The organism is Sphingomonas xanthus (genome assembly GCF_007998985.1).
Lineage (GTDB): Bacteria > Pseudomonadota > Alphaproteobacteria > Sphingomonadales > Sphingomonadaceae > Sphingomicrobium > Sphingomicrobium xanthum.
On the sequence record NZ_CP041659.1, the window covers coordinates 192,670 to 208,604 of the forward strand.

Here is a 15,935-nt window from a genome sequence, read left to right on the forward strand (position 1 = left end):
TCAGCCCGCGGTAACCCGGCGACGCTTTGCAATGGCGCTTCGCGCATCCACTGTTCGCCCAGCCTCGATGTCCGCCATTCCAAGCGCGAGTAGCTTAAGCAAGGCGAGGGTTTCTTGGGTCCGTTCAAATGAGGCAACGTCTTGGACGACTGCCTTGACCTCACCATTTTGGGTGATGGCGACGGGCTCCCGACTCTCTTCGAGCTCGGATAGGATCTCGGCAGCGTGGGCTTTGAAATAGCTTATTGGCTTTGCTGCGGATAAGCGCACAGCCTCTCTCCTCAAACCGAATTCGGTCTATATTTAGTTTGCCCTAGGCGAGCCGTCAAGCTGCGACGGCTCTCCAAAGGCGGCTAATGGCCGAAAGCGGACCGTCCGCTCTGGAGTAAGGGACAGCCCGAAATCAGACAATCGTTCGGCGAACGATTGTTCATTCCTGACTATTGAGTGCCGTTAGGCATTGCATCGAAAGCACCAAGGACTGACTCTTGTTTCCGTCTCGGGCTATGCCTGCTGCAGGCCGATCTGTATGCGCGCCGGGAGCACGGAATGACCTTTGACGAATATCAGAGCGGCGGGATGGCGCTCTACGCCGACTTCGCCGAGTCGATGGCGGATATCCTCGAGGCCGCGATCGCCGAGAAAGGCGACCTTCGTTTGCAGAACATCCAGTTCCGCGCGAAGGACCCGGCGTCCCTTGAGGCGAAGCTAGCCAAGGCCGGGGCAGCGGCCGACGCGCCGATCGGCGATGTCGCCAAGGACGTCGCGGGCTGCCGCGTGATCCTCTACACCAACGGCGACATCGAGCGGTTCCGGAACAGCGGCATCCTGCGCGAAAACTTCGACGTCGATTATGACCGGTCCAAGATGCACTACCCCGAGAGCAGGGAGGAGGGTGCTGAGTTCTTCATATCGGAGAACTGGGTGGTGGCGCTGAGCGAGGCGCGCTGCGCGCTCCCCGAATACCGTCGGTTCGCCGGACTGCGCTGCGAAATCCAGATCCAGACAATCCTCGACCACGCCTGGGCCGAGATGGCGCACGACACGATCTACAAGCCGATGACCGACGTCGGGTTCGGGGCCGCGAAGATCGAGGCGATGCGCAAGCGACTGCGCAAGGTGATGCAAGAACACCTCCAGCCGGCGGGCTACGCCTTCGACAAAATCGCCAGCGACTATGCCCACCTGCGCGGCGGCAAGGAGATGTTCGATGGCGACGCTCTCGCGGCGATCCGCGGCTGCGACGACCGCAACTGCCTCGAGGAGACAGTCGAGCGCTACTCGAACTTCGTACTGCCCCACTTTGACGACTACGTCGCCGCCGCGCCCGACGTCATCGACACGATGTCCGACGCGGCGATGCGCGCACCCGGGATGCCCGAGGTACCTCTCAAATACTTCAACCGCGAGTATCCTGGCACCACGTCACACGCGGTCATCGCCAAAATCTGCCAAGTTCTGGAAAGCGGATATCTGCTCTACGCGGCGCCGGAGCGGATGTTCGACGCCGTGATCGCCATGCGCCGCGCCGCCGTTACTGACGAAGAGCGCAAGCCGATCGACGATCTCGCCCGGCGGTTCGCCCAGTATGACCTCTATGCCTGGAAGAAGGTCGGGCCGGGAATCCAGCGGCTGATCGTGGACAGGATCGCCGGGATGGATGACGCCCCCCTGATCGACGCCGCTGGGAGCGCCACGATCATGCTGAAGGAAACCCTCTCAAGCACGGTGACCGGCACCAGCTGGAAGGCGGACACGATGCTCCTCCACAACGGATCGATCGTCGTCACCGACGAGCTGAAGCAGATTCGCCGCGACGCGCTCGCGCAGCTCGAGCGCCTACACGCGCTTCTCGCCGACAACGGGGCGAGGGGAAACGTGCGACACGCCATGCTCGCCGCGGGCAGCACGCCGAACAACGCCGGCTACACCGATCAGCTCGGCGAGGTCATCATGGACGACCTCGCGCAGGTCATGGGGTTCTTCGCCGGGGTGATCCCCGGCCTCGGGCTGGAGGCGAGGCGGCATCTCGAGGTCGCCGTACACCAGCGATACTACGCCTACCACGCTCTGCCGCCCGCCATGGCCGGTAACGCCGCGCTGGTGGCGGCGCAGGGGCGGTTGCTTGAGGCGTTCGCCGCAGTCCGTGCCGCGCTCGACGCCGATCCCGAACTAGCCCGCTACCGGCTGCTCGTCGGCTACGATAGCGTGACCGCGAGCATGTGGGCGAAGCCGGGCTTCGACTACGACGCGAGGAAGAAAGAGCAGTCCGCCGGTATCGACGCGCTGCTCACGGAAGTCACGGCCGACACGTCGGACGAGTGGCTCGCGCGGCTCGAGCGCTTCGTCGAGACGCGCAGCAGCGACGGGGCGACGTTCGTCGGACTCCAGGATTTCATCAAGCGGCTCGCGACGACCCAGCCCGACATCCTTCTGTCGTGGTTGCCCCGCCTCAGTGACCGCCTCGCCGCATGGCTGCCCGGCATGCTCCACGGACTCTGGAAAGCCGGGCGCGGCCCGGACATAGACCGCCTGCTCGAAGGCTGGATCGGCGAGGACCGGCACCTGTCCTCGATCGCCTACTACCTGCAATTCGCCGAGGCTTTCCGATTCGACCTGCTGGCTACCATCACCGGCAAGGGGCTGGCGACGGCGGACGACGCGATCCTGCACAACGCCGCCCTCGCCGCCGCCCGCCAGTCTGCGAAGCATCCGCAGGGCTTGTTCGACGAAATCTACCTGCCGGCCGCGCGGTCGCTTGCGGAACGCGGCGTATTCAGTTGGACCGGCGGCATGGTCAACTGGGACCAGGTCGCGCTGCTGAAGGGCCTTTCCGCCGAGCAGGTCGATCCGCTGCTTGGGCTGATGACCAACGTGCCGCGGCTCGGCGATGACGGCGAGGCTATGCTCGCCGTCATCGCGGCGGAACACGTTCAGGCGGTCATCGACCTGATCGGCCGGCGCTTCCAGCACGACAGCGAGGATCCGGACATCCGCTATGAGGACCTTCCGCACCCCCTCTACTATCTGCGCGCGCCGCTCGCCGCGGCGCCGGTCGAGATTGTGGCGGCTGCGAGGGCGTGGTTCGACGCCAATCCGGCGCTCTCGCAGTTCCACGGCGGCCGGCTGATTTCCGAGCTCTTCCCCAACTTGGAGCACCCGCTCTATCCGCTGCTTTACAGCCAGCTCGAACAGGGGCGCGAGGGTATCGACTTTGTGCTCTCGGTGCTGAGGGCATACGAGGGAGAAAAATTCTTGCACCCGCTGTTGCGCGCGATCGTTGGCTTTCTCCCTGCGGACGACGAGCTGCTGAACATCGTCGACATCGTCATCCGCTCGAGCGGCGTGCTTGTCGGCGAATACGGCTCCGTCGAAGCGCAGGAGGCGCGCAAGGCCCTCGTCGCTGAATGGGAAGCCGACGAGAACGAGGCAGTGCGCGACTTCGCCGCGCGTTTCATCAGGTCGGCGGAAAACCAGCTGGCCATGGAGCGGCGCCGCGCCGATCGAATCGTCGCTTTGCGCCAAATCGCGTTCGACGGCCCCTAACTCATAAGTCGCTCTCCAATCCGATGTGCGAAGTCAAATGCCGCCATGGGCCTTACGGTCCAAGGATCGAGCGCGTGACCGCTCTTGTGCTAGCGCTCTTCCGCTGTCGGCTACGGGAGCTTGGCCTCGGGATGACGGAGCAGAACTTCGTAGGCTGCCACTTACTCAGATGGGCGACCAATTCGGATCAGCGATCAGTGTGACCTCAACGACGTTGCTGAACTTCTTAGCGACATGCGGAAGAAGTTGGCGCGCCCCGTCGAAGATGACGGACGGTCCGACCTCCCACAAGATGCCTCTGGGAAGTAGCAATTCAACCTCGGTCCCACCTGCTCCGGCTAGGGTCTCCATGTCGTAGGCCGGGATGCCGACTGGAAGCTCAAGCGCTAGAAGTGCTCCACCCGCCCCATCGTATTCTGCCTTCAGGAAGCCGATCGAGGCGTCGCGATTGGCGCTTGCGGACCAGAAGCTTCGATTGCGGAAACGGGCCTTTCGTTCCGCCAAAGGATAATGCGAGCGCAGCCCGATGGCACGATAGACTGTCGTTGGTCGCGAGAGCCGCGGGCATCGCCTGAACACGCCATCGAGCGTTCGTACGACAGCACCCAACGATCCCATGTCATCGATCGTTAAGCTGTGCTCGAGCTGGCGATTCAGAGTAAAGCAAGTCGAGTTTCCGTTCGCGTCATCCGCTGCCGACTTGTAGGCGGACAACGCTTCCAGTTCGGCTGGCGTCGCGTCTTCGAGATGGAGGCGGCCTTCAATCATTGTGTGATCCAATACAGCACTCATGCTTTTCGCACGCTTAGAGCAGTGGAGCTTTGCCCGCTGCAAGCACGCGGTGAATGTCAGCTTATCGGTGAGGGCAAAGTCGGGCGGGACGACCGAAATGGGCGCATTTGAGACATTCGCCGTCAGCTTTGCCGTTTTCCCGCGTCGGCCGCTCTTCCGCATTATCATCGAGATTTTCGTTCGAAAGACGAAAGCCGGGAAAGAACTGGTTTTTTTGGTAGCGGAGGAGGGACTCGAACCCCCGACACGCGGATTATGATTCCGCTGCTCTAACCAGCTGAGCTACTCCGCCCCGAAAGGGCCGCCCTATGGGCGCGGGGCGAGCCTATAGGCGGCGCCCAGAGGGGCGTCAACATGAGCGTGGAACCGCCTCCTTTGACCCTCGTTCAAGCGGTAAATGGAGAGCAGAAGCACATGGAACCGCTGACCCCCCTCGAGACCCTTTGCCGCATCATCCTGCGGGCCCGCGAGTATGAGGCGCAGGTTCCGACCGACTACGACGGCGGCGAAGCGCCGGAGAATGTCGATGACGAAGGAGAAGAGACGCTGTCGGTGCTCGACGATTCGATCAACACCGGGGTCGAGGAGGAACTGACCAGCGCGCTCGACGACCTTGCCGAGGACCAGCTCCAGGAAGTGCTGGCTTTCGCCTGGGTGGGCCAAGGCACCTATGATGCGTCAGACTGGGACGAAGCTCTGGAAGCCGCAGCCGATGAAAGCAACATTGTCGAAGAACTGATGGACATGCCGATGCTCGCTTCGGTGCTGGAATCCGGGATGGCGGCGTTCGACCTGAGCTGCAACGGGATCGGCGACCTCAGCTAGGCGGCCCCACGAAACGGGTAACGGCCAACCGTTTCCCATGGGCCGGCCACATATCGATGCAAGGCAAGCGCCGCGATCTCCAGGGCCCGCGGCTCGAAATCCCGGTCCAGCGTAGCGAACAGCGTCCGGGCTTCCTCTGCACTCGCCTTGTTCTGGATCGTGACATGGGGGCGCCAGCCCTGAGCGTCCTGTGCACCCAGCATCCCGTGGAAATGGTCGGCGATGTCAGCCCGGATTGCGTCGAGATCCTCGGACACCACGCGGAAGGCGACTCCACCGCCCAATTTCATCAGGCCCGCGATCATTGCCCGCGGCGGCGGAGCGGAACTGGCCAGCGCAAGCTGGCGTCGCGCCGAGTCCACCGCCGACGGGGGTAAGGCATGGAAAAGCGTAAGATGGGCCGGGACCCGGTTACGCTCGGGCGGGTAATGGGCGCGCCTCAGGCCATCGAGCCAGGCGAAGTCGGTTCGTCCAAACTCTGCTGTGACGATCAATGCCGACATCAGCCAGGCCATTCGTCCTTGGCGATTTCCCGGAGCTGCCCGAAATCGCGGCAGCAGCGGATGTTTTCATCATCGATTCCGACGTCCGGCCAGTCGATCCGGCGCAGCGTCTCGCCCACTCCGGTCAGCCCGCCGTCGGACGCGACCAGATAGGCGATGCGCCCGGACGCGCCTCCGATCATCGCATCGACCCCTTGGGCGATCTTGCGGCCCTGGCCATCGACTATTGGCGCGCGGCACAGCATCGAGGCCGGGAACAGCGCCTCCCCTGGCGTTTCTTCGCTATGGTGCTGGGCGATGCGGCCGCCCTCCTCGATCTTGGCCTGCCGCCCGAGCCAGCGCCACACGCCGAACAGGTTGAGGAGCAGCAGGACGCCGTTGGTCCACGTCAACGCCGGCTGTGACGTCATGACGCCGGTTGTGATCCAAGCAACCGAGCCCAGGGCGAACACCGCGAATCCATAGCCGGTGATACGCGAGCCAAGGTTCGAGGCGGTCATCAAGGCGGCGGTAACCGTCAGGGCCGTCGCGACCCAGGAGATGCTGTCGTCCATGGCCGGTCAAACCCCGCACGGGGCGCGATGGTTCAAATCTCTACCTGGCTGCCCAGCTCGACCACCCGGTTGGTAGGCAGTTTGAAGAATTCCATCGCGCTTTCGGCGTTGCGCAGCATCCAGGCGAACAGTTTTTCGCGCCACACTGCCATCCCCGGTCTGGCCGCGGTAATCAGAGTCTGCCGGGCCAGGAAAAAGCTGGTGTCCATCATCTTCACCTGCTGTCCGCAGTCCTTGATCTGGGCCAAGGCGGCCGGGACGTCGATTTCCTCCATGAAACCGTAACGGATGACCACCCGGAAGAAGCCCGCGCCATATTCCTTCGTCTCGATCCGCGTCGTCGCCGGCACGTAAGGCACGTCCTGGATTCTGACCGTCAGCAGCATCACGCGTTCGTGAAGCACCTTGTTGTGCTTGAGGTTATGCAGCAGCGCATGCGGAACGCCCGTCATCGAGGTGGTCATGAACACCGCGGTGCCGGGCACCCGGGTTGCGCTCGTCGCCGCCGACTTGATGAACACCTCGATTGGCAGCGATGCTTCGGACATGCGGTCGATCATCAGCTTGCGGCCCTTCGCCCAGGTGGTCAGCAGGGTGAAGGCAATCGCCCCTATCAGTAGCGGGAACCAGCCACCGTCGGGAACCTTGAGGAGATTCGCGCTGAAATAGAGAATGTCGATCGTGAAGAAGACGAACAGCAGCGGGATCGCCTTCCATGCCGGCCACTTCCAGAGGCTGAAGAGGACGACAGAGATCAGCACGCCGTCGATCAGCATCGCCCCAGTCACCGCGATGCCATAGGCCGCGGCCAAGTTCGACGACGAGCCGAACATGACGACGAGCAGGATCACCATGACCATCAGCGCCCAATTGATCACCGGGATGTAGATCTGGCCCGCGGCATGTTCGCTGGTGAAACGGATGCTGAGGCGCGGCATGAAGCCCAGCTGGATCGCTTGCTGGGTGACCGAGAAGGCCCCCGAGATCACCGCCTGGCTGGCAATGATGGTCGCCATCGTCGCCAGGATCACGAGCGGAAGGCGCAGCGTGTCGGGAGCAAGGAAGAAGAAGGGGTTGCGAACCGTCGCAAGCGCTTCGGCGGGCGTCTGGGCCAGCAGCATCGCGCCCTGCCCCATATAGTTGAGCAGCAACGCCGGCATCACGACATAAAGCCAGCTGAACTTGATCGGGCGGCGGCCGAAATGGCCCATGTCGGCGTAGAGCGCCTCCGCCCCGGTTACCGCGAGGACCACGCTACCCATGGCGATGAAGGCGGGCAGCGGCTCGGCGAAATAGAATTCGAAGGCGTTGAGCGGGTTCAGCATCTCCAGGAACACCGCCGGATGCTTCACGATATGGATCAGGCCTAGCACCGCGAGCACGGTGAAATAGACGAGCATGATCGGACCGAACAGCTGGCCTACCTTGGCGGTCCCGCGTGACTGGATGGCGAAAAGGCCGACGAGGATGAAAATGGCGATGGGAATGACCCATGGCTCCAGCCCCGGATTGACGGTGGTGAGCCCTTCCACGGCCGACAAGACCGAGATGGCCGGCGTGATCATCGAGTCGCCGTAGAACAGCGCCGTGGCGAACACGCCCAGCATGACGATCCCGGTCGCCCACTTGCGCCTCTCCGTATCGTCGGAGCTGCGGTTGAGCAGCGCGAGCAGGGCGAGGCTTCCGCCTTCCCCCTTATTGTCCGCGCGCATGATGATCGTCACATATTTCAAGGCGACGATGATCAGCATCGACCAGAAGATCAGGCTGAGCACACCATAGATGTGCAGCGCGTCGGGCTTCAGCGTGTGGTGGCCCGCGAAGGTTTCACGAAAGGCGTAGATCGGCGACGTGCCGATGTCACCGAACACGATGCCGATCGCGCCCGCCATCAATTTGGCGAGAGAACCCTGGCCATGTCCGGGATCGCGCGGCTGGTCGTCGGTGAGGACCTCGGCCGAACCCGTGGCGGTAATGTTCATAAACTCTTGGTCCTATTCCCGCCGGGCGGCGCGGCGGGTCGCCCTAGCACCCGCAAAAAGGCGCTGCAATTGGGTGACTTGGCCGCTATAGCCCCGCCACTTTCCCCGTTTGGAGCATTAAGATCATGCGCGTCGGCGTGCCGAAGGAAATCAAAAACCACGAATATCGGGTCGGCCTGACTCCTGCGTCGGTCGAGGAACTGGTCGCCAATGGCCATGAGGTCTTTGTCGAGACCAAGGCCGGGACCGGAATCGATTTTTCAGATGCCGCCTACCAGAAGGTCGGCGCGACCATCCTCCCCACCGCTGCCGAGGTGTTCGCCAGAAGCGACATGATCGTGAAGGTGAAGGAACCGCAGGCGGTCGAGATTGCGATGCTCGAACCGCGCCACCTGCTGTTCACCTATCTCCACCTTGCCCCGGACCTCGAACAGACCAAGGGGCTGATGGCCTCGGGCGCGACCTGCATCGCCTATGAAACGGTGACCTCCCGTTCCGGCGCGCTGCCCTTGCTCAAGCCGATGAGCGAAGTCGCCGGCCGCATGTCGGTCCAGGTCGGCGCGCATTACCTGGAGAAGGAACAGGGCGGACGCGGCGTCCTGCTCGGAGGCGTGCCCGGCGTCGCCCCGGCAAAGGTCGCGATCCTCGGCGGCGGTGTCGCCGGCATCAATGCCGCGCAAATGGCCACCGGCCTGCGCGCCGACGTGACCATCTATGACATCAACAACGATCGGCTCGCCGAGCTCGACATGCATTTCGGCAGCCAGATCAAAACGGCTTTCGCAAGCAAGGCCGCTATCGCCGCGGCGGTCAAGGAAGCCGAAGTCGTGATTGGCGCGGTGCTCGTTCCGGGCGCTGCCGCGCCCAAGCTGGTGACCCGCGAAATGCTCAAGACGATGAAGCGCGGCAGTGTGCTGGTCGATATCGCCATCGACCAGGGCGGCTGCTTCGAAACGTCGAAGGCGACAACGCACGAAGACCCCGTCTACGAGATCGACGGGGTCATCCATTATTGCGTGGCCAACATGCCCGGGGCGGTCGCGCGGACTTCGACTTTCGCGCTCAACAACGCGACACTACCCTTCGCGCTGAAGCTTGCGAACCTGGGGCCCGACGCGGCGATGGCCGAGGATCCCCACCTCGCCAACGGACTCAACGTGTCGGGCGGAAAGGTCCGCCACGAAGCCGTCGCCGAGGCGCTGGGCCTCGCCTACGAACCCGCCTGATTCGACACGGGGGGCCGCTGCGCCGGTCCCCCGCTGATCATCAGCAATCCGTCCTCGATCAGCGGGCGCCAGCTCGCGTCGGCCGGTGCGCCGGCCAGCGCTTCCCTCCACAGCCGTTCTGCCTCCGCCGGATTGCCCGAGCGGGCTTCCGCGAGGCCGAGGAAAAACAAGGGTCCGGGATAGCCCGGCGCCAGTTCAGCCGACCGCTCAAAGGCCAGCCGCGCCGCCGGCGACAGGGTCCGTGCATGGTCAGCCAGCGCGTTCCCCAAGCCGAGCCATAATTTATAGTCGTTGGGGTGCCGCTCGACCTGCTTGCTAAGCAGGTTGACGGCGTCCGCGGTATTGCCGCGGCTTGCCAGTGCATCGGCCATGTTCAGCCAGATATCGGCATAGTCGAACTGCCCGGTCAGCGTATGGCGAGCGGTCGCCAGGGACATCGGGCTCTGGCGGGCAGTGCTAGCGCGCGGGCTTCCCGCAAGGCCCGGGCTCCCCTGCAAGGCATAGCCCGCACAGCCAAATGCCAGTGCGGCCGCACTCAGGGTCAGGACAGGGCCACGCAGCCTCGCCAGCCACAGTAGGCCAAGGCAAAAGGCGGCCAACAGGGCGATGATCAACAGGCCCATCAGCGCCGCCTCACCAACCGTTTACGCAACAACCATCCGCCAAGCGCCAACAGCAGTACCGGCGCCGCCCACAAGGGCCAAGTCACGGGCTCGACCGGCGGGCGGTAGCTCACCCAGCTCCCATAGCGCTCGACCAACCAGGCCCGAACCTCCGACGGCTTCTCGCCTTCGGCGATCCGCTGGCGAACGAGCGAGCGCATGTCGCCCGCCATCTCGGCGTCGCTGTCGGCGATCGACTGGCCTTGGCAAACGAGGCAGCGAAGCTCCTCCATCAGCGCCTTGGCCCTGGCTTCCTGCGCCGGATCAGGAAGCTGGCGGTCGGCCCATTGGGCGGGCGGCAAGCTGCTATCAGCCAAGGCCGGCGGTGCAAGCAGCAATAGCAATGTCGCAAGCGCCAGTCTCACTGTACCTGCTCCCATTGGGCGAGCATTTGCGGCAAGTCGTTCGGCGTGATCGGCCCCATATGCTGGTAGCGAATGATCCCTTGGCCATCGACGATGAACGTTTCCGGCACGCCCGACGAGCCGAGCGCCAGCTGGACCCGGCTTTCGGGGTCCGACCCGATCCGCTGGAAGGGATCGCCGTGGGAATCTAGAAAGGCGGCAACATCCTCGGGTCGGTCGCGCACTGCAATCGCATCGATTGGAATTCCCCGGCGCGACAGCTCGAGCAGTAGCGGCGCTTCCGCGACGCACGGTACGCACCAGCTTGCGAACACATTGATGACCCGCGGGCCACCACCGGCGAAGTCGCTCGACGCCAATGAAGGCTTGCCCGGGACCATCGCCGCAAGATGGAAGGCAGGAAGCGGTTGTCCGATCAGCTTCGAGGTGACTTTCGGGTCGGCAGGTACGGAGATGCGCCACGCGACCGCAGCAACGAACAGCAGCAGGACAGCCAGCGGTACGAAACGAAGGGCGCGGCTCATGCGAAAGCCTCTTCGCCCCGAATACGCTGGCGCCGTTCCCGGAATAGTCGACCGAGCAAGGCCAACAGGCCGCCTAGCGCAATCATCCCGCCGCCCAGCCAGATCAGCGTGACAAATGGCTTCCACCACAACCGGATTTGCCAGCGCCCCGCCTCGTCGCGCTCACCGAGCACGGCATAAAGCTGGCCATTCCAGCTCGAATCTATCGCCGCTTCATTCGTCGTGGTCGGCGGCTCCGAGAAAAATCGGCTTTGCGGGTGGAGCACCGCCACGCCCCCGCCTTTCGATGCCCTCAGTTCGGCCTCGATCGCGGTCCAGTTTGTCCCCGCGATCGGCCGCACGCCCTGGAAATCGACAATCCACGGACCGACATTGATCCGCTCGCCTGGCCGGGCGGCTGACAGTGTCTCGCGCGTGAACGCGCTGTCGGACGCCATGCCGAGGATCGCCACCGCGACCCCGAGATGCGCCAGCGCCATCCCCCAAGTCGCCAACGGCGTGCGGCGCAACGAACGGCCGACGAGCGGCTGGAGACTCGCCGGGACCAGGCCCGCCGCGACCGCCAGCCCGAGACGCGGCAACCAGCCAATGTCGGGAGCAAGCAAAAGGGTCGCCACTAGGACCGTGACGGCGACCAGCACACCGGGGGCGGCGCGTCGAAGCAACGGCTGACGGTCGCGTCGCCATCGCAGCTGTGGCGCGATCATCATCAGGGCTGCGAGCACAAGCGCAAGCGGGCTTGCGACACTGTCGAAATAAGGCGGACCGACTGACAATTTCTCGCCCGACAAGGCTTCCGCGAGCAGCGGATAGAGCGTGCCGACAAAGACGATGCCGAGGATAACCGACAGGATGAGATTGTTGGCAACCAGTCCGCCTTCGCGACTGACCACTTCGAACGGCGCTCCTTCCCGGACGTGGGCGATGCGCAGCGCGAACAATGTCAGCGCGCCGCCGATATAAATCGCAAGCAAGGCCAAGATGAAGCTGCCGCGTGCCGGATCAACCGCGAAGCTGTGCACCGAGGTCAAAATCCCCGAGCGGACGAGGAAAGTCCCGACCATGGACATGGAAAAGGCAACCAGCGCCAGCATCATCGTCCAGGCGCGAAGACCACCGCGGGCCGCCAGAACATTGACGCTGTGGAGCAGTGCGGTCGCAGCCAGCCACGGCATCAGGGAGGCATTTTCAACCGGGTCCCAGAACCACCAGCCACCCCAGCCGAGTTCATAATAGGCCCAGTAACTGCCGGCGGTGATGCCGATGGTCAGCAGAATCCATGCCGCCAGCACCCAAGGCCGCATCGCCCGCGCGATCGACGGACCGACCTCGCCCCGGATAAGTCCGCCGACCGCGAGGCTGAACGCCACGGAAAGCCCGACGTAGCCAAGATAAAGCGTTGGGGGGTGGAAGGCGAGGCCCGGGTCCTGGAGCAGGGGATTGAGCCCACGGCCGTCAATCGGCGCGGGATCGAGCCGCTCGAACGGGTTGGAAGCGAGCAGCAGGAAAGTGAAAAAGCCCAGCGCCAGCGCCGCTTGCGCGCCCAGCGTCGCGCCCAGGGTAGGCTCGTCGATCCGACGTTCCAGCGAGGCGATCACCGCGCCAGCCAAGGCCAGCACCATCACCCACAAGAGCATCGAGCCTTCATGATTTCCCCAAGTTCCCGCGAATTTGTAGATCCAGGGTTTCTGGCTGTGGCTGTTGGCCGCCACCAGCTTAACGCTCATGTCGCTGTCCAGAAACAGCCAGACGAGCGCCCCGAACGACAGTGCCGTCAACAAACCTTGGGCAATGGCGACCGAGCGAATTGTCCGAAGTGAGCGTCCCTGCTCCCCGCCCAGCCCGCAGGCCAGTGCCAGTTGCAGCACCGCCAGTGCCGCCGCCATCCACAATGCCCCAAGGCCAAGCTCGGCAATCACTCCGCGTCGGCCTGGTTGGCCATTTGCGGCGGCATATAGCGTTCGTCATGCTTGGCGAGGATATTGTCCGCCACGAATAGTCCCGCCGGATCCAGCCGCCCTTCCGCAACCACGCCACTGCCTTCCTTGAACAGGTCGGGCGTGATCCCGCGAAACACAACTGGCGCGGTCGCCTTCCCATCGCTGACGGTGAAGCGCACGGTCAGTCCGTCGGCATCGCGCTTGAGCGATCCCGGCACGACCATACCGCCCAGCCGCATCGCGCGGTCGGGCGCCGCCTTGCCAGCGGCAATGTCTGCCGGAGTGACAAAATAGGCAGCCCGATCCTGCAGCCCCCACATGGCGAGCAGCACCGCACCGAGCAGCGCGACTAGTGCCAGAAGGATCAGGATCAATCGCTGATGCTTGGGTTTGACCATCAGCGCTGCCGCTTCCCCGCTTCGACATCGGCCTCTGCACGGCGCATCGCCAGGTAGGACATGACCAGCAATGCGGCGGTCGCCGCTGCGACGATCGCATAGGCGGCGGCGACAAAGGTCCACTGGCTCATTCCCCGGCCCGCCTCATCAGCCGGGCTTCCAGCTTCTGCCGGGCAAGCTCGGTGCGCATGCGCATCAGCGTCACTGCTGCAAACAGCGCAGTGAAGCCGATCATCGTCAGCGGCAAGGGCCAGAGCAACTCGGGCGCAATCGTCGATCCGCCGGCTATGCTGATCGACTGGCCTTGGTGGAGTGTGCGCCACCACAGGACCGAATAATGAATGATCGGCAGGTTGACGGCGCCGACCAGGCCGAACAGTGCTGCCATGCGTCCTTCGCCGCCCCGCTCGCGCTCGGCCGAGGCCAGGCCGATATATCCGAGGTAAAGGAAGAACAGCACCAGCATCGAGGTTAGCCGCCCATCCCATTCCCACCAAGTACCCCAGGTCGGGCGGCCCCAGATTGATCCGGTAGCAAGGCACAAGGCCGCGAAGGTCGCACCGGCAGGAGCAATGGCCCGGCCAGCGACTGCGGCCAAGGGGTGACGCCAGACCAGCTGGCTGATCGCGGCGGCGGCGATCCCGGACCAACCGGCCATGCCGAGCCAGGCGGCGGGCACATGGATGTAGAGGATTCGCACGGTCTCGCCCTGCAGATAGTCAGGCGGAGTGATCGCCAGACCGCCGACCACGCCCGCCAGCAACAGCACGAGGCCAATGCCGAGCAGCCAGCCCGTAGCGGGCCGGGCAATCTTCAGAAAACGGGCGGGGTTGGCATAACCGTGCATGGTGGCGTCCCTGCCCCCTAGCCGACCGCGTCCGTTGCTTCAATCAGCCTCGTCCGATCAGCTTTTGCGCCATCGCGTCGGCAACCGATGCCGGATCCTTGCCTGACGCGGCACTTTCCGTCCAGATCTGCTCCAGGCGGCCGGGTATCGCTTCAATCCGAGAACGTACCAGTTCAGGGCCGCCATCGTTCAGATATTCCGTCGAAACGTTGATGATGCCGCCCGCGTTGATGACATAATCAGGCGCGTAGAGGATGCCGCGCGCCGCGATCCGTTGACCATCTTCGCTGGTCGCAAGCTGATTGTTTGCGCCCCCGGCGACAATCGGCGCATTGAGCGCAGCGATCGATTGTTCGGTGAGGATTGCACCCAGTGCGCAAGGACTGACGACGTCAGCCTCCATCGACAGGATATCATCGGGAGACACCACAGTGCCGCCGGTTTCCGCCGCCAGAGCGCTGGCCCTGGCCGCATCGACATCGGCAACTGACAGGCGAGCACCTTCCGCCGCGGCGTGCCGGGCCACCCCGCCGGCAACGCTGCCGGCGCCCTGCAATGCGATGTGGAGGCCCTGCAGGCTGTCCTTGCCAAGCGTACGCTTTACCGCCGCCTTGATTCCCAGGAACACGCCAAGCGAGGTGTGCGGGCCAGGATCGCCGCCAACCTCGCCGCCTTCGGCCGGAAGGCCAGCAACGAAGCTCGTCTGACGGGAAATTTCGATCATGTCGGCAACCGACATGCCGACGTCCTCGGCGGTGACATACTTGCCGCCAAGCGTGTCGACAGCCTTTCCAAATGCTTCAAGCATTGCAGCCGTCTTCGTCCGGCTTCGGTCGGCCAGAACGACCGCCTTGCCCCCGCCAAGCGGCAGGCCGGCCATGGCGTTCTTGTAGCTCATCCCGCGAGACAGCCGCAGCGCGTCAGTCAGCGCTTGGGCATCATCCGCATAATGCCACAGCCGCGTCCCTCCCGCCGCCGGACCAAGATGCGTTGAGTGCATCGCGATAATCGCGCGCAGTCCGCTCTTCTCATCGGTCACGAAATGCACCGCTTCGTGCGCGTCGAAGTCGGAATAGCCCCAAGGGGTAGTCATGGATCGCCCTAACTCACTGTACGGCCAAGGAAAGATGGGGCGACCGACGGGACTTGAACCCGCGACCCTCGGTACCACAAACCGATGCTCTAACCAACTGAGCTACGATCGCCATGAAACGCCTTGGAAGGGGCGCGTCGGCTCCTTAAGGAAGCGGCACCGGCTTGGCAAGCGACGCGGGGGACGGAAACGGATGATCAACGATACGATGCGTAAATTTGGCTACCCGGGTTCGCTCGTGCGTGAATATCAGCATTGGGTTGCGCTGGTCCGCCCGGCGCAGGTGACGCTGGGCTCGCTGGTCGTCGCGGCGAAAGGGCACGCAACGGCGTTCGGGCAGCTCGAACCGGGCGCCTATGCTGAACTGGCCAATGTCACTGCGGACGTTGAGGGCGCCCTCGCGTCGCTGACGAGCTACGCACGGATCAATTATCTTATGCTAATGATGGTGGATCCGCACGTGCATTTTCATATTTTTCCGCGCTATGAAGGCGAGCGCGAGTTGGGCGGCGAGTCTTTTCCGGACCTTGGCTGGCCCGGCCCCCCCGATCTCTCATCGGGGCGCACCGTGCCGATGGTCGCGGACAGGATCAGGAACCAGCTGATCGAGGGTTGGGTATCCCATACTTAACTACGATTGACAGGCTAGGTTAGGATAAACCTTGCGTGCCGGTCATT

At 63.8% G+C, this 15,935-nt stretch carries 17 protein-coding genes and 2 tRNA genes; 4 read left to right on the forward strand and 15 right to left on the reverse strand.

Features of this window, described 5'->3' with window-relative positions; all coding sequences use genetic code 11:
* Entirely contained in the window at nt 1-270 is a 270-nt protein-coding gene (locus FMM02_RS00915) for a type II toxin-antitoxin system Phd/YefM family antitoxin (RefSeq protein WP_147493110.1), read from the reverse strand.
* Between the two features lie 279 nt (nt 271-549).
* Here FMM02_RS00915 and FMM02_RS00920 point away from each other — a divergent pair, with 279 nt between their 5' ends.
* Entirely contained in the window at nt 550-3,546 is a 2,997-nt protein-coding gene (locus FMM02_RS00920) for a nucleotidyltransferase family protein (protein WP_147493111.1), read from the forward strand.
* Between the two features lie 165 nt (nt 3,547-3,711).
* Here FMM02_RS00920 and FMM02_RS00925 read toward each other — a convergent pair whose 3' ends face one another.
* Together FMM02_RS00925 and FMM02_RS00930 are read right to left on the reverse strand one after the other, a co-directional pair.
* The gene (locus tag FMM02_RS00925; protein WP_187107799.1) at nt 3,712-4,338 is read right to left on the reverse strand and encodes an ADP-ribosyltransferase family protein; all 627 of its coding nucleotides are present in this window, start codon (nt 4,336-4,338) and stop codon (nt 3,712-3,714) included.
* A gap of 215 nt (nt 4,339-4,553) precedes the next feature.
* Nucleotides 4,554-4,630: transfer RNA gene (locus FMM02_RS00930), tRNA-Met, on the reverse strand.
* 122 nt (nt 4,631-4,752) lie between these two features.
* Between FMM02_RS00930 and FMM02_RS00935 the strand changes: the two genes are divergently transcribed.
* Nucleotides 4,753-5,163: a DUF3775 domain-containing protein gene (locus FMM02_RS00935; RefSeq protein WP_147493113.1), complete on the forward strand. Its 411-nt coding sequence runs from the start codon at nt 4,753-4,755 to the stop codon at nt 5,161-5,163.
* Here FMM02_RS00935 and FMM02_RS00940 read toward each other — a convergent pair.
* From FMM02_RS00940 to FMM02_RS00950, 3 genes are read right to left on the reverse strand one after another with little or no spacing between them, the layout of a single operon-like run.
* Entirely contained in the window at nt 5,160-5,678 is a 519-nt protein-coding gene (locus FMM02_RS00940) for a 2'-5' RNA ligase family protein (protein WP_187107800.1), read from the reverse strand. The genes FMM02_RS00935 and FMM02_RS00940 overlap by 4 nt on opposite strands.
* A complete protein-coding gene (locus FMM02_RS00945) occupies nt 5,666-6,220 on the reverse strand; it encodes a PRC-barrel domain-containing protein (RefSeq protein ID WP_147493114.1) in 555 nt (184 codons plus the stop codon). Before FMM02_RS00945 ends, FMM02_RS00940 begins: the two co-directional genes overlap by 13 nt.
* Before the next feature lie 32 nt (nt 6,221-6,252).
* Nucleotides 6,253-8,202 (reverse strand): potassium transporter Kup, encoded by a 1,950-nt coding sequence (locus FMM02_RS00950; protein WP_147493115.1) that lies wholly within the window; start codon nt 8,200-8,202, stop codon nt 6,253-6,255.
* A 125-nt stretch (nt 8,203-8,327) separates the two neighbouring features.
* On the opposite strand from FMM02_RS00950, the gene ald reads away from it, so the two are divergent.
* Nucleotides 8,328-9,428: an alanine dehydrogenase gene (gene ald, locus FMM02_RS00955; RefSeq protein WP_147493116.1), complete on the forward strand. Its 1,101-nt coding sequence runs from the start codon at nt 8,328-8,330 to the stop codon at nt 9,426-9,428.
* Here ald and FMM02_RS00960 read toward each other — a convergent pair.
* From FMM02_RS00960 to FMM02_RS00995, 9 genes are all read right to left on the reverse strand, one after another.
* A complete protein-coding gene (locus FMM02_RS00960; RefSeq protein WP_147493117.1) occupies nt 9,413-10,051 on the reverse strand; it encodes a tetratricopeptide repeat protein in 639 nt (212 codons plus the stop codon). The two genes, ald and FMM02_RS00960, sit on opposite strands and share 16 nt — an antisense overlap.
* Entirely contained in the window at nt 10,051-10,470 is a 420-nt protein-coding gene (locus FMM02_RS00965; RefSeq protein ID WP_187107801.1) for a cytochrome c-type biogenesis protein, read from the reverse strand. Before FMM02_RS00965 ends, FMM02_RS00960 begins: the two co-directional genes overlap by 1 nt.
* Nucleotides 10,452-10,979, reverse strand: a complete 528-nt coding sequence (locus FMM02_RS00970; protein ID WP_147493119.1) for a DsbE family thiol:disulfide interchange protein — start codon at nt 10,977-10,979, stop codon at nt 10,452-10,454. The genes FMM02_RS00965 and FMM02_RS00970 overlap by 19 nt, the downstream gene beginning before the upstream one ends.
* Nucleotides 10,976-12,898 (reverse strand): heme lyase CcmF/NrfE family subunit, encoded by a 1,923-nt coding sequence (locus tag FMM02_RS00975; RefSeq protein ID WP_147493120.1) that lies wholly within the window; start codon nt 12,896-12,898, stop codon nt 10,976-10,978. The genes FMM02_RS00970 and FMM02_RS00975 overlap by 4 nt, the downstream gene beginning before the upstream one ends.
* Nucleotides 12,895-13,317 carry a cytochrome c maturation protein CcmE gene (ccmE, locus tag FMM02_RS00980; protein WP_187107802.1) on the reverse strand — a complete coding sequence of 141 codons (423 nt, stop codon included), beginning with the start codon at nt 13,315-13,317 and terminating at the stop codon, nt 12,895-12,897. Before ccmE ends, FMM02_RS00975 begins: the two co-directional genes overlap by 4 nt.
* The gene (locus tag FMM02_RS11405; RefSeq protein WP_281288875.1) at nt 13,317-13,448 is read right to left on the reverse strand and encodes a hypothetical protein; all 132 of its coding nucleotides are present in this window, start codon (nt 13,446-13,448) and stop codon (nt 13,317-13,319) included. Before FMM02_RS11405 ends, ccmE begins: the two co-directional genes overlap by 1 nt.
* Entirely contained in the window at nt 13,445-14,164 is a 720-nt protein-coding gene (locus FMM02_RS00985) for a heme ABC transporter permease (RefSeq protein ID WP_147493121.1), read from the reverse strand. Before FMM02_RS00985 ends, FMM02_RS11405 begins: the two co-directional genes overlap by 4 nt.
* Nucleotides 14,165-14,207: 43 nt before the next feature.
* Nucleotides 14,208-15,257, reverse strand: coding sequence for a Glu/Leu/Phe/Val family dehydrogenase (locus tag FMM02_RS00990; RefSeq protein WP_147493122.1), 1,050 nt, complete (start codon nt 15,255-15,257; stop codon nt 14,208-14,210).
* A 35-nt stretch (nt 15,258-15,292) separates the two neighbouring features.
* Nucleotides 15,293-15,369: transfer RNA gene (locus FMM02_RS00995), tRNA-His, on the reverse strand.
* A gap of 84 nt (nt 15,370-15,453) precedes the next feature.
* Between FMM02_RS00995 and FMM02_RS01000 the strand changes: the two genes are divergently transcribed.
* On the forward strand, nt 15,454-15,888 hold the full coding sequence (locus FMM02_RS01000) for an HIT family protein (RefSeq protein ID WP_147494916.1): 435 nt from the start codon (nt 15,454-15,456) through the stop codon (nt 15,886-15,888).
* Nucleotides 15,889-15,935 lie beyond the last annotated feature (47 nt).

Coding starts and splice junctions, on each gene's coding strand:
- FMM02_RS00920 (WP_147493111.1), top strand. CDS start 550: ATGACCTTTGACGAATATCAGAGCGGCGGGATGGCGCTCTACGCCGAC.
- FMM02_RS00990 (WP_147493122.1), bottom strand. CDS start 15,257: ATGACTACCCCTTGGGGCTATTCCGACTTCGACGCGCACGAAGCGGTG.
- FMM02_RS00985 (WP_147493121.1), bottom strand. CDS start 14,164: ATGCACGGTTATGCCAACCCCGCCCGTTTTCTGAAGATTGCCCGGCCC.
- FMM02_RS00925 (WP_187107799.1), bottom strand. CDS start 4,338: ATGAGTGCTGTATTGGATCACACAATGATTGAAGGCCGCCTCCATCTC.
- FMM02_RS00950 (WP_147493115.1), bottom strand. CDS start 8,202: ATGAACATTACCGCCACGGGTTCGGCCGAGGTCCTCACCGACGACCAG.
- FMM02_RS00940 (WP_187107800.1), bottom strand. CDS start 5,678: ATGGCCTGGCTGATGTCGGCATTGATCGTCACAGCAGAGTTTGGACGA.
- ald (WP_147493116.1), top strand. CDS start 8,328: ATGCGCGTCGGCGTGCCGAAGGAAATCAAAAACCACGAATATCGGGTC.
- FMM02_RS00965 (WP_187107801.1), bottom strand. CDS start 10,470: ATGGGAGCAGGTACAGTGAGACTGGCGCTTGCGACATTGCTATTGCTG.
- FMM02_RS00935 (WP_147493113.1), top strand. CDS start 4,753: ATGGAACCGCTGACCCCCCTCGAGACCCTTTGCCGCATCATCCTGCGG.
- FMM02_RS00960 (WP_147493117.1), bottom strand. CDS start 10,051: ATGGGCCTGTTGATCATCGCCCTGTTGGCCGCCTTTTGCCTTGGCCTA.
- ccmE (WP_187107802.1), bottom strand. CDS start 13,317: ATGGTCAAACCCAAGCATCAGCGATTGATCCTGATCCTTCTGGCACTA.
- FMM02_RS11405 (WP_281288875.1), bottom strand. CDS start 13,448: ATGAGCCAGTGGACCTTTGTCGCCGCCGCCTATGCGATCGTCGCAGCG.
- FMM02_RS00945 (WP_147493114.1), bottom strand. CDS start 6,220: ATGGACGACAGCATCTCCTGGGTCGCGACGGCCCTGACGGTTACCGCC.
- FMM02_RS00970 (WP_147493119.1), bottom strand. CDS start 10,979: ATGAGCCGCGCCCTTCGTTTCGTACCGCTGGCTGTCCTGCTGCTGTTC.